The organism is Brevibacillus sp. IT-7CA2, assembly GCF_949767855.1.
Lineage (GTDB): Bacteria > Bacillota > Bacilli > Brevibacillales > Brevibacillaceae > Brevibacillus.
This window is the reverse complement of record NZ_CATKQT010000044.1, coordinates 308,241-331,250: the sequence shown is the minus strand read 5'-3', so window position 1 is coordinate 331,250 and position 23,010 is coordinate 308,241. Positions and strand designations below refer to the sequence as shown.

Genomic DNA, 23,010 nt, shown 5'->3' with positions numbered 1-23,010 from the left:
GGGCTTGCCTCCCTTCGCCTTTAACGGCCTGTAAAACGAGGCGCACGTTTTTCCATGAAAGCGGTGACCCCTTCCTTATGATCCGCTGTGCTGCCAGCCGCCTCTTGTGCAAAAGCTTCATATTCCAAGGTCTCTTCCAACCCCATCTCAAGCCCTTTGTACATCGTGCGCTTGATCAAACCAATCCCCTTCGTCGGCAGTGACGCCAGCTTGCGCGCATACGCCAACGCATCCTCCATGAAGCTCTCCGCAGAGTACACCTGATTGACCAATCCAATTCGCAGTGCTTCCTCAGCAGAAACCTTTTCCCCCGTCATCGCCAGTTCCAACGCCTTGCCGATCCCGACGATGCGCGGCAAGAAGTAGCAGCCTCCTGAATCAGGAACGAGTCCGATGTTGACAAAAGCATTGACGAAGGATGCCTTTTCCGATGCCAAGCGAATATCGCACGCCAGCGCAACACTCATGCCTGCACCTGCTGCTACACCGTTAACCGCTGCGATGATCGGCTTCTCTGTTTTTTGAAACTGGAGGATCATTGGATTATAACGATCCCGCAAGAAACCACCGTAATCCACATCTCCTCCCCCAGAAACGTCACTGAGATCCTGACCCGCATTGAACGCCCGCCCTGCTCCGGTAAGAACGATGCAACGCACATCCGCATCCTTCTGCGCTTGCTTCAACGCATCGGTGATTTCCTTGTTCATGACAGCTGTAAACGCATTGAATTTGTCTGGACGGTTCAAGGTCACTACTGCTACGCCTTCTGACACTTCATAAAGAATCGTTTCGTACATCGCCGCCTCCTAATTTCCCGTAAACCGGGGTTTGCGCTTCTCCAGAAAAGCTTGCATGCCTTCTTTTCGATCTTCACTTGCCAAAAGAAGATAAAAGCTGTTTCGCTCGTAATCCATTCCCTCTTGAAGGGGGAGATCACCAGCTTTGTACACAGCTTTTTTGATTACCTGTACCGCGAGCGGCGGTTGCTGGGCGATTTGCTTCGCCAGCTTGAGCGCTTCCTGATAGTACGCCTCCACTGGCACTACCCGATTGACCAGTCCGTATTTCAACGCTTCTTTGGCCGAAATCGGTTCACCTGTGAGCAGCATCTCCAATGCTTTTCGCTCACCTACCACACGCGTCAGACGCTGTGTACCACCAGCCCCAGGCATGACTCCCAGCTTGATTTCCGGTTGACCAATGACGGCTGTCTCCGAAGCGATCACGATATCGCAGTTCATCATTAATTCACAGCCACCACCGAGCACAAAGCCGCTGACGGCACCAATAATCGGCTTGGAGATGAGCGAGATGCGATCCCAAACCGCGAACTGATTGCGCTTCATGATGTCGATGGCTGATGCTTCCGCCATTTCATTAATGTCGGCACCCGCTGCGAACGCCCTCGCGTTGCCAGTCAGGATGATCACCCGAATATCCGGGTCGCGGTCCATTTGCTCCATCTGTTCAACCAATTCGTCGACGAGCTGCAAATTCAGTGCGTTTAGAATCTTCGGTCGATTCAACGTAATGATACCGACACCATCTTCACTGGCTACGCTAATATATTCATAGGCCATGAACTGTCACACCCTTTTTTTACAGGAGTTGGTTTAAATAGCTGCCTGTGATTTGTTCCGGTTATCCACGACACGAATCGCTTTTCCTTCGCTGCGCGTCAAAGAATTCGGCGGTTGCACCCGCAGCACCACGGACACGCCCAACGTATTTTTGATCTGATGGCAAATTTCTTTCACCAATGGCGAGAGAGCAGAGCTGTCATTTCCACTGATCTCATTTGCATATGCTGGTGTCAGCTCGCAGTGCACCTCAAAACGGTCGAGGGCACCGTCGCGTTCAATGACGACCTGGTAGTGTGGAGCCAATTGGTTGAACGTAAGCAAAACGGACTCGATCTCTGTCGGGAACACATTGACCCCGCGAATAATGAGCATGTCATCTACACGCCCTTTGATGCGCGACATACGCATGGTTGTCCGTCCGCACTTACAGGGCTCAGAATTGAGGGAAGCGATATCACCCGTACGGTAGCGCACAACCGGGAATGCTTCTTTCGTCAGTGACGTGAATACGAGCTCGCCTTCTTGTCCATATGGGAGCACTTCTCCAGTGCTTGGATCGATAATTTCTGCGTAAAAATGGTCTTCTGCGATATGCAGGCCATCCTGCACCTCATGACATTCAATGGAAACACCTGGCCCCATCACTTCGCTCAGCCCGTAAATGTCCACCGCTGTAATGTCGAGCTCATGCTCCAGTTGTACGCGCATTTCTTCCGACCACGGCTCTGCACCAAAAATCCCGTATTTGACACTCGTCTCACGCGGATCGATTCCTTGCTTTTTCATCTCTTCCACGATGTTGAGGACATAGGATGGCGTTGCTGCAATGCCACGTGGCTTGAAGTCCTCGATCAACGTAATTTGACGGGAGGTATTGCCACCGGATACTGGCACTGCAACTGCGCCCATGTGCTCGATACCGTTGTGCAGACCCAATCCGCCTGTAAAAAGGCCGTAGCCATACGCGTTATGGAAAATGTCTCCCGGCTCTCCGCCCGCACAGCAAATGGCGCGCGCCACGATCTCCGCCCAATTCTCCAGGTCTTTTTTGGTGTAGCCGACAACAGTCGGTTTTCCTTTTGTCCCGGATGAACCGTGAATGCGTGCTACTTCCTTCATTTCGACTGCAAACAGATTGAATGGATAATTTTCTCGCAAATCTGTCTTTTTCATAAATGGAAGCTTCTGTATGTCTTCGATCGATTGGATATCTTCTGGTTTCACACCAGCTTCATTGAACGCCTTTGTGTGGAAAGGGACGCGCTCATATACGCGTTTGACCGTTTCTTTCAAGCGTGCCAGTTGCAGTTCCGTCATTTTCTCTCTTGGTAGCGTTTCCATTTCTGTATTAAAGATCATGTCGCTTCCCTCATCCCCTTGCGTTATGACTCGGTAGGAGTACTTGTTTGAAAATGTTACTCACCCTTAAAAACTGGTTTTCGCTTTTCGCGAAAGGCTTCCAATGCTTCCAGACGATCTGTCGTGGGAATAATCACTTCATAACACATTGTTTCGATATCTAGACCTGTCTGCAAATCGACACTGCTTCCGCGATCAATGGCTGATTTTGCCTGATACACAGCCAGCGGAGCATTTGCTAAAATCTCGTCTGCCAGCCCCATTGCCAGCTCACGCAGCTCCTCTGTATCTTTTGCAACAGCATTTACAAAACCGATTTGATACGCTTCCTGCGCTTGGATGCGCCTGGCAGTCAGGATCAGCTCCTTTGCTTTGGAGGGTCCGATTAAGCGAGACAACCGCTGCGTACCACCCGCACCTGGAATGATGCCCAAGCTCACCTCTGTCAGACCCATTTTGGCATCTGCAACGGCATAGCGGAAATCACAGGCCAGCGCCAGTTCAAAACCCCCGCCAAACGCAAATCCGTTAATCATGGCAATCGTCGGCTGCGGAAGCCTCTCCAACGCTGTAAATACATCGCGGATTTTGCGGACATTGCGGCGTACCTGCTGTTCCGTCAGTGTACGGCGCTCCTTCAAATCTGCCCCTGCGCTAAATGCTCGCCCTTCTGCCTTCACGATGACCACGCGAATCTCTTTTTCATCCAGACGTACCTGCTCAATCAAGTTTCCCAGGCGCTCCAATGTATCGTAGTTCAGCGCATTCAACTCATCTGGGCGATTCAGCGTAATCAGTCCTATATGTCCTTCACGTTCAAATCGAACGCTCTCTTCCATCATCAACGTCCTCCTTGTGCAGGCGGGTTAACCCGTGCATACGTTCCGGTAGCAAAAGCCACAAGCTTGCCATCACAAGTCACGCGTGCTTCCATCACGATCAAGCTTTTTCCTTGTTTCAATACATGGGATTGTGCCTCGAGTACCTCACCGCGAGCTGGGTGCAGGTATTGAATCTTGCTCTCCACCGTCACACATTGCTGTACACCATCCACATGAGGTGCTGCCCCATGCCCCATTGCCACATCGGCTAATGTCGCCGTAACGCCACCGTGTACGACACCTTCGATGCTATTGAACAGCTCGGGGCGAATTTTCAGTGCTACCTTACAGCCCTGTTCATCTCGGTGCACAACTTCTATGCCCAGGTAGTGGTTGAATCGATTACGGATCTCCACTGACATCTTTGCCCCCTTTCTCGTATCGTCTTGAAACAGTGAAAGGAGCCTAAGCACGTGGCTTTTGGCATCCTTTCTCCGTTTTATTTTCGCTGTCAGTTATTCGTTTTCGTCGATTTCGACGAAGTAATCACTTTTCCGGTAAGCTAGTGCATCCAGTGTCGCTACCAGGCCATGCTCTGTTTCTACGCGGATGCGATACCAGGCTGTGCGATTGTTTTTCTTCTCTTCTGTCGCTGTTGCCACCAAGCGATTCCCTTTCATGGCAGCAGCCAAAAATCCGATATTCATCGACAGTGCCACAGACGTTTTGCCATAGGAATTACAGGCCGCTGCAAAAACAAAGTCTGCCAGGGAGAAGATGATTGCGCCATGAGCGGTGCCGTGCGCATTTAGCATATGCTCGGCAACTGTGACTTCCGCAGTCGCCGTTCCTTCTCCCAGCTCAATCAGCTTGATGCCCAAAAATTGCGCGAATGGATCTTGCTTTAGCTTTTCACAAATCTCTGCGTAATGCTTCTGATGGAGCGCTTGTTCGTCTATCAATCTTTTCGTGGACATGATTAAACTACTTCTGCAAAATGCATGGACACAATTGGTCCAGCGAAGCCACGGAGGTCTTTTCCTGCTGCGCGACCTTCTGGGGATGACAACGCTTCCATCAAAGCTTCTTTTGATTCAAAGTACATTTCTGCCATCAGATGCAGGTCGGATTCTCCCATTGGTGTTCCGTAGATTTTGCTTACTTCCATTTTGATTAAGCCAGGCATTTTTTCTGCCAATGGGCCATGTACCTCGAAATAATGCTTGTCAAAAGCATCGATATCTTCGGGCTTGCGATAAATTGCTACCAATTTCACCATCATGATCCCTGCTTTCCTCAGATTATAGTCACGCTGTGTGACGACTAATTCATATAACGTTATTTTAACGCATGTTAATATTTTTATTATATAAAGCCTTTGTGACAGGTGCAAGTATTTTTCAAAAAGCGAGAAAACTCTGCCGAATCGTTTTCCCCCCTTCTCTTCATGTTTATGACTGGGAAAAGGCTGACAGAATATGCTTCGATGGGAGTCTTCCAGCTTTTGTGGTCGGGGGAAGCCCTGCCACATGTTTTCCAGTCGCCTGTATCCTCACTTCGTTCGGGCGGTCTCCTTTCAAACATGTGACAGGACTTTCGTACAGCTGTGGCTGCCTTTGATTTTTCAAAACATTTGTTGGGGTATTTCAGCGAGACTTTCTTGAATCAACTTCTCCGTGCTTAATAAAAGCCGCTTGGGAAGAAGCGAATTTCCAGTCCAAGCGCCTCTGGAGCCCGACCTAGCTCCGGAAAAAATGGCGGGGAATTTCAGCTTCACTTATGAAAAACCTCCTCGAAACTTCTACGTTTGAAGCGCTTCCGCCATTTTTTCCGGAGCGGACAGTGAATCCACCCTGGCGGGGCGTAGACTGGAAATTCGCTTCTTCCCTTCCACTACTGCTCCTTTAAACACAAAAAAGAGGACAGACCCAATGTCTGTCCTCTTCTATTCGCTCCACTTCCTAGATCCAAACCCAGAAAATAAAGACGAAAATTGCCAACAGGATTACGAATAACCCTGCAAAAATACTGATACGTGCAAACTCATGACCTTTTTGATCCATGTGCATCCAGACATACAGCTGGAAGAACGCTTGAACAAAGGCCAGTGCTACGATGAATGGTACGGTAAAACCTGATGGAATTGCTTCATACGCCACTGCAATGAATGCCAGTGCAGTCAATACGAGAGATCCGATGAAAGCAACTAGGTGTCTTTTCGGACCCTCGTGTTTGACTTTCGGCTTGCGTACCTCTTCATTATGAGCTTGTGCTCCCATAGATTATCCCACCTTTCCACCGATCATACCCATGAGATATACCACGGTAAAGATGAATACCCATACAACGTCGATAAAGTGCCAGTACAGACATGCCAGATAGAACTTCGGTGCAGTTACTACCGTCAGGCCCTTTTTCGTCGCAGATACTTGCAAAAGGATGATCCAGCTAATCCCGAACGCTACGTGAGCTCCGTGGAATCCAACCAATGTGTAGAAGGCAGATGCAAATGCACTCGTTGACATTTTCAGTCCTTCATTCACATAGTGTACAAACTCGTAAATCTCCAAAGCAAGGAAGCCGAGACCGAGCAATACAGTGATGGTCAGCCAAAGCTGAATCTTCTTCAGGTCTTTCTTGTGCAGAGCCAATGTTGCCATAACACTTGTCATCGAGCTGGTAAGCAAGAGAAGTGTTGCCACGGCAACGAGATTCATGTCAAACAACGATTGGGACGTTGGTCCGCCATTTGCCTGATCACGAAGAGCGATAAATGTTGCAAACAAGGAACCGAAGAGAACTGTCTCCCCACCGAGGAAGAGCCAGAAGCCAAGAACCTTATTCTTGCCTTCAAGGGTGGCTTTTTCCGGTTCGTCAGGCAATACTGCATGCGCGTGATGGTTAGCCATTAAGCCTTAACCCCTTTCTCTTCGAGTTCATCTTCATGAATGTGATAACCTGGATCGTCTTTCACAGAACGGGTAAACATGCAGCCGAGTGTTAAGAGCAATCCAATGACTACGACCACATAATTGTGGTAGATAAAGCCATAGCCTGCCACGAACAATCCGAGAGACATCAGGAATGGCAAGAACGATGGCGATGGCATGTGAATGTCGCCAATAGGCTCAGCAGGCGTCATGCCTTTGTTACCAGCCATTTTCTCCACCCACAACGCATCCAAACCGCGAACGAGAGGCGTTTGAACGAAGTTGTACTCCGGCGGCGGCGAAGGAATCGCCCATTCGAGTGAACGTCCATCCCATGGATCTGCAGGAGCCCGTTTGGAGCTTTTCGCTGCAACGACTACGTTGATCAAGAATAGGATGGTACCGATCGTCATACCAAATGCACCAATCGTACTGATAAAGTTCCCCATATCCAGGTTCTGATCTTTGAGGTATGTAAAGACGCGGCGCGGCATCCCCATCAGACCCAAGAAGTGTTGCGGGAAGAAGGTAAGGTGGAAACCAATGAAGAACGTCCAGAAGTTCCATTTACCAATTGTTTCGTTCAGCATTTTACCGAACATTTTCGGCCACCAGTAGTAAAGACCAGCGAAGAGACCGAATACGAGCCCCCCTACGATAACGTAGTGGAAGTGAGCAACTACGAAATAACTGTCATGGTATTGGTAGTCAGCCGGCGGAACAGCAAGCATAACCCCTGTCATACCACCGATTGTAAACGTTGGGATAAATCCTACTGCAAACAGGTTTGCGGTAGGGAAGCGGATTTGACCGCCCCACATGGTCAACAGCCAGTTAAAGATTTTGATACCTGTAGGAACAGCAATCAACATGGTTGCAAGTCCAAACAGCGTGTTGGCAATTGCGCCCAAACCTGTTGTGAACATGTGGTGAGCCCACACCATGAAGCCCAAGAAACCGATCAGCGCAGTTGCAAATACCATGGAGCTGTAACCAAACAGACGCTTTCTTGAGAATGTAGAAACCACTTCAGAAATGATACCGAATGCTGGGAGAATCAAAATGTATACTTCGGGGTGACCGAAGATCCAGAACAAGTGCTCCCAGATAACAACGTTACCACCTGCGTCAGGGTTGAAAAAGTTTCCGCCGAACAAACGGTCAAACATCAACAGAACCAAACCAACCGTAATCGCAGGGAATGCGAAGAGGATCAAACCGGATGTAATAAAGGACGACCAGGTGAACATTGGCATGCGCATGAATGTCATACCTGGGGCACGCATGTTGATGATGGTAACCAGGAAGTTAATACCACCAATCAGCGTTCCGAGACCGGCAATTTGCAAACCGAGTACGTAGAAGTCTACGCCGATTCCACTGTATTGATTCAAAGCCAAAGTTGTATACGATGTCCAACCAGCATCAGGTGCGCCACCCAAGAACCAGCTTGTGTTCAGTAGCACTCCCCCGAAGAAGAATAGCCAGAATCCGAGTGCGTTAACAAACGGGAATGCTACGTCGCGTGCACCGATTTGAAGGGGAACAATCGCGTTCATCAAAGCAAAAATGATCGGCATAACCGCCAAGAAAATCATCGTAGTGCCGTGCATTGTAATTAATTCGTTAAAAGTCTTGGCACCAACTAATTCAATCTCTGGGTACATCAACTGCAAACGAATCAGCAGGGCTTCCAAACCACCGGCCAAGAAGAAAATACCACCAGCAATCAGATACAGGATCGCAATCTTCTTATGGTCCACTGTCGTAAGATAATCCCACAGCCCCGAACGATTTGGTGCATGAGAAGCATGTGCAGACACGGGTTTACCTCCTTTTTAAGCGTCACTGCCTATGACGATTGTCAATGCAATAAGTTTTATGAGGTTTTACTTTACTTTTTCTCGCTCACGCTCAATGTCTCCATGTACTCTACAAGCGCTTTCACTTGGGTGTCATCGAGGTTGAGGTTAGGCATTTTGTTGCCCGGCTTTATTTTTTGCGGATCTTTCAGCCACTCTGCAATGTTTTCAGGCGTGTGTGCTTTGATACCTGCTACACGTTCGCGATCTGCAAAGTTAGTCAGGTTTGGACCCATCTTACCGCCTTTACCTGCCACAGCGTGACATCCCAAACAGCTCTTATCGAAGATTTGTTGACCTTCTGCAGCCAGTGGAGAAGTTGCAGCTACAGGTTCTTTTGCCTGAACGCCCTTCATGTTAGCTACCCAAGTGTCAAAATCTGCTTGTTCCTTCACTTCTACCTTGAAGTCCATCAAGGCATGGGACGCTCCACAGAGCTCCGCACACTTACCGTAGTAGGTGCCTGTTTTGTCTGCTTGCAGCCACATTTTGTTTTCTTGCCCTGGGTTCGTATCGATTTTACCGCCCAATGCAGGAATCCAGAATGCGTGCTTAACATCAGACGCTGATAATACGAATTGAACCTTTTTGCCAACTGGCAATACCAAGTCTTGTGCAGTCGCTACTCCAAGATCAGGATACTCGAATTCCCACCAGAATTGGTGAGCGGTAACCTTTACTTGAACTGCTTCCTCTTTTGGATACTCCTTGTGCAGTGCGAAACCGGTAGTAACAGTTGGAATCGCCATGATGATGAGGAGCAAGAATGGAATTACCGTCCAAAGAATTTCAAGTGCATGATTTCCTTCGACCTGCTTAGGAATGCCTTGCTGTCCGGGACGCTTACGATAACGGATAAGGACGTACGTAAAGATCGCCATAACGACAATGAAGACGCCGATCATGATAGCGGAGGACAGCTTCATCAGGTCAAACTGCATCGCAGCTACCGGACCAGAGGGCTTGAGCGCTGAGAGCTCATCTTTGCCGCACCCGGTTAACACTAGCGCCAGCAGAGCAAACAGGGAAAACTGACGCCAATACTGTTGCCAACCCTTCATACCAATGAACCCCTCTTTCTTCGTGTTGGTAACGTTCTAGCCACGCCTACAACTAGAAGTTTTCGAACTTTTCTATCTGCAGTAAGAAATCGCATTCAATACTTTCCACAAATATAATACCCAAACAGGAAAAGTATTAGCAGCTATTCCAAAAACAAACAGGAAAGTAAGGGGCAGTGTTGCACACTTCTACCCAAGCGTGGTAACCATTTAAGTATACATAAATTTTCCTTAATACAAAGGCTATTTGTTATGATTTTGTTAACAAATTTATGAACAAATTTGTGAACTTTGCCGTTAAATTATACCAGATCATCCAATTTAAAGGAGAATTCTATGCAAAAAAGACCAATTGCACTAGTCACTGGTACCTCAAGTGGCTTTGGTAAACACGCATCAGTCGCTTTAGTCAAGGCTGGTTTTCAGGTAATTGCTGCTATGCGTGATCTAGCAAAAAGAGACCCTCTTGACAAATTGGCAAGCATGCACATAGATCCTGAGCATCTGGAAGTCATTTCCCTTGATGTTACGCTTCCGGAACAAATTCAGGATGCGATCTCCTCCATCATTGCAAAGCATGGGCGCATTGATCTGTTGGTGAACAATGCCGGCTACGCGTTGGGTGGCTTTGCTGAGGAAGTCACTTCTGAGGAATGGCGCAAGCAGTTTGATGTAAACGTGTTCGGACTGATCGACGTCACTCGGGCAGTCTTGCCTTATATGCGACAGCAACAATCTGGACGAATTATTAACGTAAGCAGCATCAGTGGGCGATTTGGTTTCCCCGGTCTCTCGCCGTATGCCGCATCCAAGCATGCAGTCGAAGGCTTCAGTGAATCGCTTCGCCTTGAAATGCTACCCTTTCACGTTCAAGTCGTCCTTGTTGAGCCCGGCTCCTTTCGTACAGCAATCTGGGAGAAAGGAATGCAAGACCAACCGCTTGATGAAGCCTCTCCTTACGCCACCCAAATGAAACAACTGATGCGTCACGTAGAAGCGATCATAGAAAAGGCACCTTCACCCGACGCAGTCATCTCGACGATTGTCCATGCGGCCACCACTCCCAAGCCGCGATTCCGCTACCCGGTTGGCCGAGGCGTGGCACTCACAATCGCCGCAAAAAATTGGCTTCCGTGGTCATGGATTGAGCGAATCGTAACAAAGCAATCGTGACGATTTTTCCATAAAAGAAACACACCCCGCAAGGAGTGTGTTTGCGCGTTGAACACTATACACTTTCCGTTCGTCCTGTGCGTATCAGCCAAATATGTTGGATATATTCAGCTACGCCAAAAAATATCGCAACAAAACCGGCCCCGATTGCAGCGATTTGAGCCGTCGGCAAAAATACAATGCTTCCATAAACGATCAAAAAGCCGATAATCAAGTCAAACATAGTCGTCAGCCAAAGACTCCCTGATGTAAGAATCGCCCTATCCAAAAAATATCCGGCGACTGCCAAAACAAATCCGACTCCGACAGACTGATATAGATTTGCGAAATTCACTTCTGGAAAGAGAGCATCTGCCAAAACGACCAACACCGGACTAACGAGCAGCTTCATCAAAAGACCGTCCACGTCTATTTACTCTCCTTTACTGGGGGTGTACTCAGTATGCCCCTCGTTTACTTCAGCCATGTCATGACGCCGTCGTATACCGGCTTGTAAACCATTTCCATCCAATAAACAGGATTGGGGACAACCCCTTTTTCGGCTCCTGCGTACAAGCCAACACTGATGACAAGCAACCCGAGAAAGACAGCGATCTCTTTGCGCTGCCGCTTTCGAATCAATCGGGGCAGCTCGTATGCACAAACTATGATCGATACAACGATGACAGCAAATGTGGACATACAAATCCCCCTCTTCTCCTGTTACACAATCACTTTTCATCAAAGGCATTATTGATGGTTCCTAAACGTCTGATTTTCACATCAGCTATGACATGTACAGGCAGCTTGGTAAATTCCTTTTCCCAATTGCTCCCTATCTTCTTCCATACTTTCGGGTATTTTCGATGGATTGCTTCGCCGAATCCATATATGTCTACTCCATTTTTCTTGGCATTGGCAATTGCTTTTGTCGCCAATGCTACCATTGATTTTTCCGCCTCTTTTTCCAGCTCCTTGATCGTATTCTTCTCTGTCAGATCTAGCTTGCATTGCACTTCCCCAATATCATTTTCCAAACCGATGTGAACGATGACTTCAGGCGCGCCATTTTTCATGGTAGCCTCGATTTTGGCGTCGGCGCGCATGACTTCCATCGTCAAGAGTCCTCCCCCCTTGCAAGGCATGCTTCCGACCGTGCTTTTTACTTTGCCTGTAATGTAACTATACGCTTTGCTGTCCGCTTCACTCAGCCAGGTTATCAGCTTATCACCCCGGAAAGTAGCCAATGTCGTGTATTGAAGCAGGACAGGTGTATCTATTTTTTCGACATTTTTTCGTTCGTCTCCCTCACTTCTTGGCCCAGTCAAGCGGATACCTGTCAATACTGCTTGCTTTCCCTTGCTGGTAAAGTCGGTAATCAATTGATCCATCGTAACTGCTGCGGTAGGCGCCCATACTTTGGAAGATGTCTCCAAAGAAGCAAACATTTCTGTGGAAGGAATTTGTTCAAGCGGTGTGATCACTTTCAAGATATTGCGGGCCGTTGTTCCTCTAGCTACGGCGATATAAAAATCAGTTCGAAACTCATGGTCACGTGAGACAAAATCAGTGATTGGAGAGATCCCTTCCCTGGCCACCTCTTCGCCAAATATGAGCATCCTGGTGTGCGCCATGTATATTTTACGCGGAGATACCGTGGTCATTTTACGCACAGCCTCAAAGATGGTCGGAGCATTCATGGTAAAGAGCGTAACGGGCGAACGTCCAGGCTTCCCCTTATTGGCCGCGACCTCTGCGGGGTCTACTACTTGGACCGAAACTTGATAGCCTCCTTGCACTTTATCAATACCAATCCCGACAGCAATCGCCAAATCGTTCAGTTCTCTTCGATCCCAACAACCAGCTAGGATAATAACGAGCACGATGCAGAGAAGAACTTTTATCCCTTTCACTGGTGTCCACTCCTTTACATGCTGTGAAAAGCCTCTCACTTCTGCGGTGGCAATGGCTTTATCCCTTTAGATTGGCGACGCAAATTGTTTTTGGTAATCGATTCAGGTCGTTTGTCCAAGGCCCAGCGAGGCAAGCGAAAGATCGAGTCTCTTTGCTCTTTCAAGGAAAACGGAGCAAACGATTCCATATACGGTACGCCAAACGAGCGCAAACTGCATAAATGCAGCACTAAGACAAGCATCCCTACAATGATTCCGTATATGCCAAAAGAAGCAGCCAGAACCATCAGGGGAAAACGAAGAATCCTCACAGTAATCGACATGTTGCTCGCTGGGAAAATAAAGCTGGATATTGCGGTAATCGAGACCACAATGACCATCGCTGCCGAAACAATCCCCGCTTCCACCGCTGCTTGTCCGATGACCAGTGTTCCCACGATGGAAATGGCTTGACCTACTGCGCGCGGCATGCGGATTCCAGCCTCTCGCAATATCTCAAAAGCCACTTCCATCATGATCGCCTCAATAAAGGCTGGAAAGGGTACTCCTTCTCGCTGTGCCGCCAAGCTGATCAGTAGCTGTGTCGGGAGCATCTCTTGGTGGAAGGTCGTAATGGCGATATAGAGGGAGGGAGCAAGCAACGCTATTAAAAAACAGGCGAATCGCAGCATGCGAATCAACGTACTAAAATCAAAGCGCTGATAGTAGTCTTCCGCTGAATGGAAAAACTCCACAAAGAGTGAGGGCACGGTCAAAACAAAGGGAGTCCCATCTACAAGAATCGCTACGCGTCCCTCTAATAGATTCGCAGCCACTACATCCGGGCGCTCCGAGTTAGAAATGGTGGGGAAAGGTGTGTAGGCTTCGTCCTGAATCAGCTCCTCAATCATTCCGCTTTCCATGATGCCATCGATGCAGATTCGACCCAGTCTATTACGTACTTCTTCTACAACACCCTCTTCAACTATCCCTTTCATATACACAACTGCGACTTCTGTCTTGGTTTCCTCGCCGATTCTGTTGATTTCAATCCACAGCTTTTCACTGGAAATCCGTCTCCGCAGCAACGTAATATTCGTGCGAAGTGTCTCCGTGAAGCTCTCCCGCGGACCGCGAATGACGGTTTGCGATGACGGTTCGGTGACTCCTCTATCCTTCCACCCCTGTAAACCGATATGAATTCCTTGCGCGCAGCCATCCACGAGAATGATGACACAGCCAGACAGCAATGCTGTAAACAATGTAGGAAAATCGAATAAATCTCCCATATCTCCTACGGTCAGGATGGATTCTTTTAAAAAGGGAACGAACTCGTCCTCGTGTATCCCTTCCCATTCCTTCAAGCGCATTTTGTATAAAAGGCTATCGATTAACACGGCTTGTACCAGGTAAGAATCGACCATGCCATCCGCATACAAGACAACTGCCCGAACGGGTTCTAGGCTATTTAGGACTACCTCTCGAATCACAATGTCATTGCTGTATCCGAGCGATTCTTTTATATAGTGAACGTTGTCGTCTAAGCTGCAACCAATCTGAGCCATTCGGATTGCTCCTCACATCGGCAATTATGAACACAGTTTCTCCGATTGCTCTCATTACTAAACAAAACGTGCATGTCCGTTTTCACAGAAAAAGACCTCGCACTCATTTAAGAGGACAAGGTCTTTTGGTATATGTTCTACACTATGGAGCAGGTGTTTGTTCACCACCTGGCAATGGTGCATCGTCAAAGGAAGGGTCGTGCCATTCTACTTTGTGTTTTTGCTGAAGCGTATTTAACCAGGTTCCGTAGTTCTGACTGCGATTTTGGTCAGTCAGCATCAATTTGATCTGATCTTTGACTTTATCAAACTCAGGTGCCGGTGACCCCAGCTGTTCTTTATTTGTATCGTAGTAGGTTTTGATTTGCTCCTCGGTAACCGGGAATGCTTTATCCAACAACTTATCCCGTGTCATGAGCACGCTCAACTTATCCCGCAGCTGGGCCTCAGTCATTCCCATACTCTTCAAGTAGTTTTGGAATGCCTCAGGTGAACCTACCTGTTGTTTCATCGAATCAATCTCTTTATCCATATCTTCTTGCGTCACCGCGGCGTTTTGCGCCTTGGCTTCCTGCTTGATTAACGCTTCCGCAACAAGTTCATGTATCATTGATTTTCCGTACATTTTCTTCATTTCACTGTAAAGCTGATTTTGTGTAATGGAGGTATCGCCAGCCGTTACCAATACAGGGTCATTGCCTTTTGCCCATGATTGATAAAAACCTAAAACAGCTAACCCCGTTAATAATATGGCAACCGAAAGCATGGAAATATCAAACTTCTTCACTTGGATATCCTCTCTTTCTATAATCTGCCCTCCAAGTATAGAAAGAAGTTATGGTAGAAAAATGGAAAGCGTATTACACAACTTTTCCACATTTTAAACATATTATGCGCTACATAAAAAATCGGGTAAAAAAAGAGGAGAGAACGGAGGCGATGACAGGACCTAAAACTGCCCAAACCTGTAAAAAACGTTCTTGCTTTCTGTCTTTTTCTACTTCCATAAACTGAGCGAGTGCTTCCTTATCCCGATTATCGTTAGCCAGTAATTGCAGGATTATATCTTTGTCTTTTTCCGTCTTCTCTGCTTTCGTTTCTAACTCAGTCTGCAGCTTGTTCAAAACTTGCAGTACATCATAACGCACATCCTCCATGCGTCCCAACTGATGTTCAATTCGTTCCAACCACTTCGTGACTACTATCATTTGTCCCTCAAGCTGATCGATTCGTTCTTCGAATTTGTCTAATTTCAAATAGATGCGTTGTATATGCTGATCTATATTTTTCTGATTTTCATATGGTCCCGCTGTCATAGATTCCACCTCCCCCGTCCGTCCTTTATACTACTTGTTTATGTAGCGGAGAGGAGCATTGCCTGTACGGTTATCCCGCTTTGTTCAGTCTCGTGTAAAAAAAGGCTGCAAACAAATGTATTTCCAAATCCTGAATTCAGCTAAAATAGATGGAAGACTATCTAGCATTTCTTTCAAATAAACGGGGACAAGACCGTTTATTCATAAAGGAGGATACCATGACAACCTTGTTGGAGGTAAAAGGAGTAACGGGTGGGTACTCTTACAACCACGCTGTAATCAAAGACGTCTCCTTTCACATACGCGAAAAAGAAATTGTGGCGCTAATCGGGCTGAATGGCGCAGGCAAAAGCACGACAATCAAGCATATTTTAGGACTCTTGGAACCAATCGCAGGTGAAATCAGCATTGCGGGGAAGACTTTTCAATCAGACCCCGAAAACTATCGTTTGTCTTATGGGTATATCCCCGAGTCTCCCATTTATTACGAAGAGCTTACGCTATGGGAGCATATCGAGTTAATGGCGATGAGCCATGGGCTGGACCAGGAAGTTTTTTATGAACGAGCACGTCCTCTCTTAAAAGAATTCCGCATGGAAGAAATGAAAGACCGATTTCCCCAACAGTTTTCCAAAGGCATGAGACAAAAGCTCATGATCATGATGGCGTTGCTCGTACAACCGCCTCTGTACATCGTGGATGAACCGATCCTGGGTCTGGACCCTCTGGGGATTCGTTCGCTTCTCACGTGGTTGAACCGTTGCAAGGAGCAAGGGGCAGGCATTCTGATGTCCACACATATTTTAGCCACTGCCGAAAAGCATTGTGACCGATTCATCATTTTGCACAAAGGCGAGATTAGAGCCCAAGGAACGCTAGAGGAGCTTCGGCGTATTACAGGGCTCCCAGATAGCTCCTTGGACGACATATACTTGCATATCGTAGAGGATGACGGCCAGTGAAAATAGACGTAGATCAATTATTTCGCAAACGGTTCCATGCCTTTTCAGTAGAATTCATTCGATATACCCAGTACATGGCCAATGGCGGCCTGATGTTCGTCGCGATCTTTTTAATGGGGTTGCTCGCCTTCTACTACCGCAGCATCATCGCGATGATCCCGCCCTGGTTCCCTTTGCCGTATGCCATGGCTCTCGTGATTGCTATTGTCGTTGTGAGAAGCCCCCTGCGCACGTTTTTGCTGGAAGCGGATTTGCTTTTTTTGACTCCGCACGAAGTAAGGCTGGATCGCTATTTCCGGAAGGCGCTCGTTTACAATTTTGCCATTCAGAGCATGGTGGTGTTTATCATCCTACTCCTGCTCATGCCTATGTATACAGAGGTCGTAGGTGCACAAGGCGTGCAACTGTGGGTTTATTGGTGCATTCCCCTGCTCTTGAAGGGCTGGAATATTTACAGCAGTTGGACGTTCTTGCGTTTGCCCGATCAGAAGAAGATCGGATTCTATACGCTCGCTCGATTTGTCTTTTCGTATATCCTCCTCGCTTGGGTATTGAGTGAAGGACAATTCTTGCGCTTGGGTATTATCCCATTTGGTGTTCTGATATGCGCTGCGCTTTTGATCTGGCTCCATTCACGAATGTTGACCTATAAGAAAAAACATTCCATACAATGGTATCGCCTGCTGGCCATCGAAAGCGGCTTGCGTCACCGCTTTTATCAGTTCGTGAACAACTTCAGGGATGTCCCTGCCATGCAGCACCAGGTGAAGTCACGCTCATGGCTCATTGCCCTGACGAAGCCTCTGCCTTACCGTCAATCAACAGCAGGACGTCATTTGTTTACCAAAAAATTCATTCGCTCTGGTGACTTTGCCGGCATTTATTTCAGACTCATCCTGCTGTCAGGCTTCGTCGTTCTCATCTTGCCCGGCCCCTATGCAAAAATCATTGCTGGCCTGCTCTTTCTCTTCATGACAGCCAGCCAGATCGGCAGCATCTGGCGCCACCAGCAAAAGCGCAACGGGTATTCGATCTTTCCGATTCGGGATAGTCATATGAGACAGGCTTTTAACTGGCTGCGTATGGTTCTGTTGGGTTTGCACGGTGTAGTGCTTGTGCTCATTGGGCTATTGTAGTTAATATCAAAAGCTGCTTGGAAGAAGCGCATTTCCAGTCCAAGCGCCTCTGGAGCCCGGAGCGGCCAGTCCCATCCCTCAGCGGGGCGGAGGCCGAAGCGTAGACTGGAAATGCGCTTCTTCCCTCCACTACAGCCACAAAAAAACAGCTCTTCTCGGCATCATCCTGCCAATAGAAGAGCTGTTTTTCATTTATAGATAAAGTAATTTGTCTACAGTCTGAACGTATCCACCTTGCTGCGCAGCTCCTGAATGCTGTCTGTCACCTGCTCCGTTTCAGACACGAACTGATCAACGTTTCCACTGACCTCATGCATCGTAGCAGATACTTCTTCGGTAGCCGCAGCTGTTTGTTCCGAGATGGCAGTAACCGTCAACACGGATTCATTCACCTTGTTCTGACCTTGCTTCATCGTCTCTACACTTGCCATGACATTCGAAAGCGACGTCTTCAACGTATGCGTCATGTCAGACAGAGCCGTAATGCCTTGTGTAACGGAATCCAAACGCTCTGTACCCGCATTGTAGCGATCCAGCGTCGCATTTGTCTTTTCCGTAGCTTGTCTTACCTGATCTTGAATGTCTTTGATGCTCTCCTGAATGACGTGGGTTGCCGCACCCGTCTGTTCAGCCAGCTTGCGAACTTCTCCCGCTACCACAGCGAAGCCTCTGCCCGCTTCGCCAGCACGCGCACTCTCGATGGCTGCATTCAACGCCAACAGATTGGTTTGTCCGGCGATTTGCTGAATCGTTTCAATCACGTCGTTAATTCGGCTTGATTTTTCTTCGAGAATCGCCATTGTATTTTGCACTTCATGAAATTGTTTGTTCGTCTCTGTTCCATCTGCCAAAAACTCTTGCAATACTTTGTAGCTGCTCTCTCCGATATCGGACACCTGATTGGATACTGCATCCATCTCGTCAATCGCCGTATTCAATTCAGACAGCTCGCTCAAGAATTCTTGAACCGTTTGCACCGTCATCTCCATCGCAGTTGCTGTCTGCTCATTTCCCTGCGCAATCTCTTGGCTGGTGACCACGATATTTTTGTTTTGCTCGCGGACAGAGTTGGCACCTTCCCGAATGGAATTCGCCATGCTGTCGATATGCTCGGTTGTCTCTTTTACACCGCCAATGATTTGACGCAGCTGTGTCGTCATCTCACCAAAAGCAACGACAATTCGGCCAATCTCGTCTTTTTTGTTGGAAACAGAAATCTCTGTAGACGTGAGATCACCAGAAGCAATGCGCATAGACGCCTCTTGTACAACTTGCAGTGGACGCAACATCTTCTTGATCAAGAAGAATACAGCAACCAAAGCAATAATCGTTACGATGATCATAGCGATAATGATGCGTGGCATGGTTTCATCCAAAACCTGATCATTAATCAGCTCCACTTTGTCTGCCGCAGTATCCACACCCAGCACCGCAATCACTTGACCAGATGGATCTTCAATCGGTGCGAATGCACTTAGGTAGTCCCCAAACACAGGGTCTTTGACGATTGGCGTACTGTTCGATCCGCCTTCTAGAGCAGGAGCAATATCATCCATGCCGGTAGAGCTCGTCTCTTGACCGATTGTAGAAGCTCCCTCTGCTCCTTTCGCCATTCCATCCACCATAATCTTTACCTTTTCACCGTCTGTATGAAGAATATAAATATAAAGGGCACCTGTTTTTTCGGTATACTCAAGCAACGTATTTCGGATAGTCCAATAGTCGTCGGTTTCTTGTGGCTGAGATATAAATTTCGCTATCTTCTCTGAGTCAAGCCCTTGGGAGATATGCAATGCTGTGTTGATGCTTGAGCGCGAGAGTGTCTTTTCAACAGTAGTTACGCTGTTTTCGTAAATCATGATAATATTGATTGCCATCATGACGGCAATGATCACCGCTACAAGAGCAACGACCCGTGTTGCCAAGCTCTTACTCATCCTGTTTCACTTCTCCTTCGCCGGTTACGATATGTGTACTGCGGACCCCCCACCGGGGAGCGGACGCATTGTTTCGGGAGGGTTTGCCTTTTCGTAAAAGGATCAGCAGTGCTGTTCTCACACGGTGTTACTCGATAAAAAAAGCACCCAAAAAGGGTGCTTTTCCTAAACACTCCCTACCAGTCTTATCGACAATCGGTAGTGATTTAATTAGGACTTTTGTTGGGCAATCGTGAGAAATCGATGGGTAGGAATATCGATATACCCAACCGCTTCGATTTTCTGGTGCAGATCGAGCAAGGCATCGGCGTACTTTTCTACAGTAAAGTCGCGAATCTGCCATTCGATAGCCTTCAAGTAGTAAACAATGGCACCTATGTCGTAGAAACGCGAAAAGCTCATTTCCTCTCTTTGCTCCACAATCGTAAGACCGGCTTCCTCCAGTTCGTTCACTGCATAGGCAAGATTCCAGTGCAGGTAGTCTGGCGGAATCGGAGCGTCCAGCAATCGATTCAGCTCGAGATTGTCTTGACCGCCTACTTGCTGGGTAACAAATGTGCCCCCCGGCTTCAACAGGCGCTTCATTTCAGACGGCAAATAAGCTTCATGGCGATTGATGATCAAGTCGAGTGACTGATCCTCAAAAGGCAATATTTCTTCCCCGTCTACTGGAAACACACGAACACCCAAGGGCTCCAGATTGGCTTTTGCCACCGCTACATTCGGCGCATAGCCTTCTGTGGCATACGTCTCCAAAGGGAACGGCGCAAGCATAGAAAACAGTTCTCCACCACCTGTTCCCATTTCCAGCATAGAGCGAATCCCAAGCATGTTCTTTTTCACGATATTGACGTAGTTCCAGCCAAGTGGTGCATCCTGCATCCTGCCTGTCGCAGTCAATCTGGCAAAATCCCACCCAGCGAATGGTGCCTCCACTTCCTCTTGAAGGCTTTTGATCCAATCCTTATTTTCCATATCTGCTTCTCCTCTCGTTTATACCAGTCTGTTCACTTCCAAACCAGACGAGGCAGGAGGAGCTCGAGCACGTTGTTATGTTTGTACAAAATCAAAGGACATGAGAAAAAGTCCCCTTCCCAATATTCTGATAAACCAAAAAATAATACCAAAATTGTAACGTATATCCTGTATGTAGATCAAGTGCACTTCTCCGACTTAAGGCGGAGTGAAAATACTGCCTCGGTACGTTTGGTACTCAGCCGTTTCTCTATATCATTAGTATCGAACTAGTAAACAGGAGGAACTGATCATGGCTGATTTTGAAGTGCTTGCCGGGATTCATCAAGGATTGTTTCTGGTCCTTCTCATCGTCATGCTGGTCCCGACACTCATGGCAAACCAGCTCGTTTACCGTCCAACGAAACGGGCTTTCATAAGCAGTGCTCGCATCACTTTAAGTTTTTCTTGGTCGGCCCTTTTTGTATTTGCGGGGCATTTGGTGATGACGTGGGTTTTGTTTGAATCCTTTGGTTGGCTTTACATAAAGGATACGTTGCTTGGCTTTTTACCTTTTATTTTTGTTCCATCACTCTTTTGCCTTCTCTCTACTTTTCCACGATTGTGGGAGTTGACCGGGAAAGGCGGCAGAGAGTCAAGGCAGTCACAAGTAGATACGGATGATACCCGCATTTTGTTACAAGAGAAAAATGTTAGGTCTGCAAAAGCAAACTCGCCGGATCTAGACGACGCATTAGATCCAGAGTGGCGAGGAGACGCATCTTGCCCCGAATTGCTCGTTCCACTGCAAGCAAGCTTCTTGGGCTGTCTGATTGCACTCTTCCTTCAAGTCTTTTTTCCAGCTGTTACGCTGGAACCGTCCATTTTGTTTCTCGCTTGGGGCGTATTATTAGCCGCGGTCTCCCTGCTCTGGATTCGGCAATCGTGGAAGCATCAATACCACTCCACTGCGGAAAATTGGGTGAAACCACGCCGCCTGCACCGCTTTATCCGTTTTGCCGCGTTTCTCCTTATGACTGCTTTACTTGCGACGATCTGGGGAAATCAAGCGATGATAGCGAGTCGACTGCCCGATCATTCACCTTTGGGAGGTCAGAATCAGGACGATCACGCTCTCCCCGATTTTGTTTTCCCTGTAAAAGCAAGTGCCCATTCGATGCCTTCCGCAGGGAAACTTAGAAGTGTCGATGGACCAACAGAACTAAAACAAGAAACACCTGATCGAACGTTTTCGCTGAACGCACAGAAAACAACTATCCGTCAAGCATCAGGCAAAACCGTAGAAGCATGGACCCTGAATGGACAATATCCCGGACCTGAGCTGCGTATGAAGCAAGGTGAACTCGTCGAAATCATCCTTCTGAACAAGGATATTTCCGAAGGGATAGACATCCACTGGCATGGCATGCAGACTCCCGCTAGTTATGATCGCATTGAAAAAGGAGAAAAATCTGTTTATCGTTTTCGCGCAGAACAAACAGGAACGTATTGGTATCATTCTCATCAGCAAATTCCTGAGCAAGTAGTGAACGGGCTGTTCGGCGCCTTTGTGATCGAGCCAGCCGAGGCTACGACTACAGGCGTACCTATACGCGACATCGCCATGATTCATCACGAGGACGAAAAGACAGGCGCGACGTTAAACGGCTCACATACGCGAAAAATCGAAACGATTGCTCCTGGCACAACGGTTCGCCTTCGCTTTATAAACGCCGAAAAGGCTCCTGTCACTTATTTGCTACAAGGAACTCCTTTTCAGGTAGTAGCGATTGACGGAACCGAGGTAAACGAACCGAATTTGATTGCCAATCAAGCCTTGCAGCCGGGGGCAGGCGGTCGATACGACATTCAATTTACGATGCCTAATCGTCCCGTGCTATTTGCTCCCGCTGCAAACCAGCATGACAAAGGGCTGCTCTTAAGTCCAGACGGGTCCGAAGATGCTGTGCCCTTTTTAGATGCAGAGCTTTCTGTCTTTGACCCTGCACGTTACGGCAGTCCGATTGCGCTTCCTTTTGATCTCTCTTCCCATTTTGATCGGGAATATCAACTGCTCATTGATAGTCAGTACGGATTTTATGACGGTCAATTCGAACGTTTGTCGACCGTAAATGGCGACTTACTTCCTGAGACACGGATGATGATTGAAGAGGGTGATCTCATAAAGCTGACCTTCGTCAACCGCAGCTTCCAGGATCAATCGATGTATCTGCACGGTCACCACATGCTCATCTTGAGTCGGGACGGCAAAAAGGTTACAGGAAGTCCATGGTGGACGGACACTCTCCAGGTAGCGCCAGGTGAAACCTATGAAGTTGCATTCCGCGCGAATAATCCTGGTGCATCAATGGAAGAGAGCCTAACTAAAAGTCAAACTGCTTTTGGTCTAGCAATCCCGCTCGTGTATGAAGAACATCTCCAAAAAGAAAACAGCAGTCCGTAGCGATTTTCGCCAG

At 47.8% G+C, this 23,010-nt stretch carries 23 protein-coding genes; 4 read left to right on the top strand and 19 right to left on the bottom strand.

The annotated features are described in order from the left end of the window. Positions 1–20 precede the first annotated feature (20 nt). From ACM6JA_RS21250 to coxB, 11 genes are all read right to left on the bottom strand, one after another. Entirely contained in the window at positions 21–800 is a 780-nt protein-coding gene (locus tag ACM6JA_RS21250; protein ID WP_414853932.1) for an enoyl-CoA hydratase-related protein, read from the bottom strand. Between the two features lie 9 nt (positions 801–809). Beyond that, positions 810–1,583: an enoyl-CoA hydratase-related protein gene (locus ACM6JA_RS21245; protein WP_069849035.1), complete on the bottom strand. Its 774-nt coding sequence runs from the start codon at positions 1,581–1,583 to the stop codon at positions 810–812. 33 nt (positions 1,584–1,616) lie between these two features. Beyond that, the gene (gene paaK, locus ACM6JA_RS21240; protein WP_414853931.1) at positions 1,617–2,945 is read right to left on the bottom strand and encodes a phenylacetate--CoA ligase PaaK; all 1,329 of its coding nucleotides are present in this window, start codon (positions 2,943–2,945) and stop codon (positions 1,617–1,619) included. Between the two features lie 56 nt (positions 2,946–3,001). Beyond that, positions 3,002–3,787 (bottom strand): enoyl-CoA hydratase-related protein, encoded by a 786-nt coding sequence (locus tag ACM6JA_RS21235; protein ID WP_414853930.1) that lies wholly within the window; start codon positions 3,785–3,787, stop codon positions 3,002–3,004. Continuing rightward, entirely contained in the window at positions 3,787–4,188 is a 402-nt protein-coding gene (locus ACM6JA_RS21230; RefSeq protein ID WP_016741459.1) for a PaaI family thioesterase, read from the bottom strand. The genes ACM6JA_RS21235 and ACM6JA_RS21230 overlap by 1 nt, the downstream gene beginning before the upstream one ends. Positions 4,189–4,281: 93 nt before the next feature. Then, positions 4,282–4,743 (bottom strand): PaaI family thioesterase, encoded by a 462-nt coding sequence (locus ACM6JA_RS21225; RefSeq protein WP_007723389.1) that lies wholly within the window; start codon positions 4,741–4,743, stop codon positions 4,282–4,284. A gap of 2 nt (positions 4,744–4,745) precedes the next feature. Beyond that, a complete protein-coding gene (locus ACM6JA_RS21220; protein WP_007723387.1) occupies positions 4,746–5,045 on the bottom strand; it encodes an EthD family reductase in 300 nt (99 codons plus the stop codon). A gap of 682 nt (positions 5,046–5,727) precedes the next feature. Beyond that, positions 5,728–6,045: a cytochrome C oxidase subunit IV family protein gene (locus ACM6JA_RS21215; RefSeq protein WP_007723383.1), complete on the bottom strand. Its 318-nt coding sequence runs from the start codon at positions 6,043–6,045 to the stop codon at positions 5,728–5,730. 3 nt (positions 6,046–6,048) lie between these two features. Further along, positions 6,049–6,675 carry a cytochrome c oxidase subunit 3 gene (locus tag ACM6JA_RS21210; RefSeq protein ID WP_007723382.1) on the bottom strand — a complete coding sequence of 209 codons (627 nt, stop codon included), beginning with the start codon at positions 6,673–6,675 and terminating at the stop codon, positions 6,049–6,051. Further along, positions 6,675–8,519 carry a cytochrome c oxidase subunit I gene (gene ctaD / locus ACM6JA_RS21205; protein WP_173616707.1) on the bottom strand — a complete coding sequence of 615 codons (1,845 nt, stop codon included), beginning with the start codon at positions 8,517–8,519 and terminating at the stop codon, positions 6,675–6,677. Before ctaD ends, ACM6JA_RS21210 begins: the two co-directional genes overlap by 1 nt. A 71-nt stretch (positions 8,520–8,590) precedes the next feature. Further along, positions 8,591–9,619 carry a cytochrome c oxidase subunit II gene (gene coxB / locus ACM6JA_RS21200; protein WP_414853929.1) on the bottom strand — a complete coding sequence of 343 codons (1,029 nt, stop codon included), beginning with the start codon at positions 9,617–9,619 and terminating at the stop codon, positions 8,591–8,593. Between the two features lie 336 nt (positions 9,620–9,955). On the opposite strand from coxB, the gene ACM6JA_RS21195 reads away from it, so the two are divergent. Next, on the top strand, positions 9,956–10,792 hold the full coding sequence (locus ACM6JA_RS21195) for an oxidoreductase (RefSeq protein ID WP_414853928.1): 837 nt from the start codon (positions 9,956–9,958) through the stop codon (positions 10,790–10,792). A 55-nt stretch (positions 10,793–10,847) separates the two neighbouring features. Here the strand turns inward: ACM6JA_RS21195 and ACM6JA_RS21190 are convergent, their stop codons facing one another. The 6 genes from ACM6JA_RS21190 to ACM6JA_RS21165 form a co-directional block, all read right to left on the bottom strand. Further along, complete coding sequence (locus tag ACM6JA_RS21190) at positions 10,848–11,198, bottom strand: hypothetical protein (protein ID WP_414853927.1); 351 nt, start codon at positions 11,196–11,198, stop codon at positions 10,848–10,850. Between the two features lie 47 nt (positions 11,199–11,245). Next, a complete protein-coding gene (locus ACM6JA_RS21185) occupies positions 11,246–11,473 on the bottom strand; it encodes a hypothetical protein (RefSeq protein WP_017251587.1) in 228 nt (75 codons plus the stop codon). A gap of 29 nt (positions 11,474–11,502) precedes the next feature. Continuing rightward, entirely contained in the window at positions 11,503–12,684 is a 1,182-nt protein-coding gene (locus ACM6JA_RS21180; protein ID WP_414853926.1) for a Ger(x)C family spore germination protein, read from the bottom strand. A gap of 35 nt (positions 12,685–12,719) precedes the next feature. Beyond that, positions 12,720–14,228 carry a spore germination protein gene (locus ACM6JA_RS21175; protein ID WP_414853925.1) on the bottom strand — a complete coding sequence of 503 codons (1,509 nt, stop codon included), beginning with the start codon at positions 14,226–14,228 and terminating at the stop codon, positions 12,720–12,722. Positions 14,229–14,370: 142 nt separating this feature from the next. Further along, positions 14,371–15,015, bottom strand: coding sequence for a SurA N-terminal domain-containing protein (locus ACM6JA_RS21170; RefSeq protein ID WP_414853924.1), 645 nt, complete (start codon positions 15,013–15,015; stop codon positions 14,371–14,373). Between the two features lie 109 nt (positions 15,016–15,124). Beyond that, the gene (locus ACM6JA_RS21165) at positions 15,125–15,544 is read right to left on the bottom strand and encodes a hypothetical protein (protein ID WP_390235190.1); all 420 of its coding nucleotides are present in this window, start codon (positions 15,542–15,544) and stop codon (positions 15,125–15,127) included. 218 nt (positions 15,545–15,762) lie between these two features. On the opposite strand from ACM6JA_RS21165, the gene ACM6JA_RS21160 reads away from it, so the two are divergent. Together ACM6JA_RS21160 and ACM6JA_RS21155 are read left to right on the top strand one after the other, a co-directional pair. Next, complete coding sequence (locus ACM6JA_RS21160; protein ID WP_007723346.1) at positions 15,763–16,506, top strand: ABC transporter ATP-binding protein; 744 nt, start codon at positions 15,763–15,765, stop codon at positions 16,504–16,506. Continuing rightward, entirely contained in the window at positions 16,503–17,642 is a 1,140-nt protein-coding gene (locus ACM6JA_RS21155; RefSeq protein WP_414853923.1) for an ABC transporter permease, read from the top strand. The genes ACM6JA_RS21160 and ACM6JA_RS21155 overlap by 4 nt, the downstream gene beginning before the upstream one ends. A gap of 212 nt (positions 17,643–17,854) precedes the next feature. Here ACM6JA_RS21155 and ACM6JA_RS21150 read toward each other — a convergent pair whose 3' ends face one another. Further along, positions 17,855–19,579 (bottom strand): methyl-accepting chemotaxis protein, encoded by a 1,725-nt coding sequence (locus ACM6JA_RS21150; protein WP_414853922.1) that lies wholly within the window; start codon positions 19,577–19,579, stop codon positions 17,855–17,857. Between the two features lie 210 nt (positions 19,580–19,789). Further along, the gene (locus tag ACM6JA_RS21145; RefSeq protein WP_414853921.1) at positions 19,790–20,554 is read right to left on the bottom strand and encodes a class I SAM-dependent methyltransferase; all 765 of its coding nucleotides are present in this window, start codon (positions 20,552–20,554) and stop codon (positions 19,790–19,792) included. Between the two features lie 292 nt (positions 20,555–20,846). Here ACM6JA_RS21145 and ACM6JA_RS21140 point away from each other — a divergent pair, with 292 nt between their 5' ends. Further along, the gene (locus ACM6JA_RS21140) at positions 20,847–22,997 is read left to right on the top strand and encodes a multicopper oxidase family protein (protein WP_414853920.1); all 2,151 of its coding nucleotides are present in this window, start codon (positions 20,847–20,849) and stop codon (positions 22,995–22,997) included. Positions 22,998–23,010: the final 13 nt, after the last annotated feature.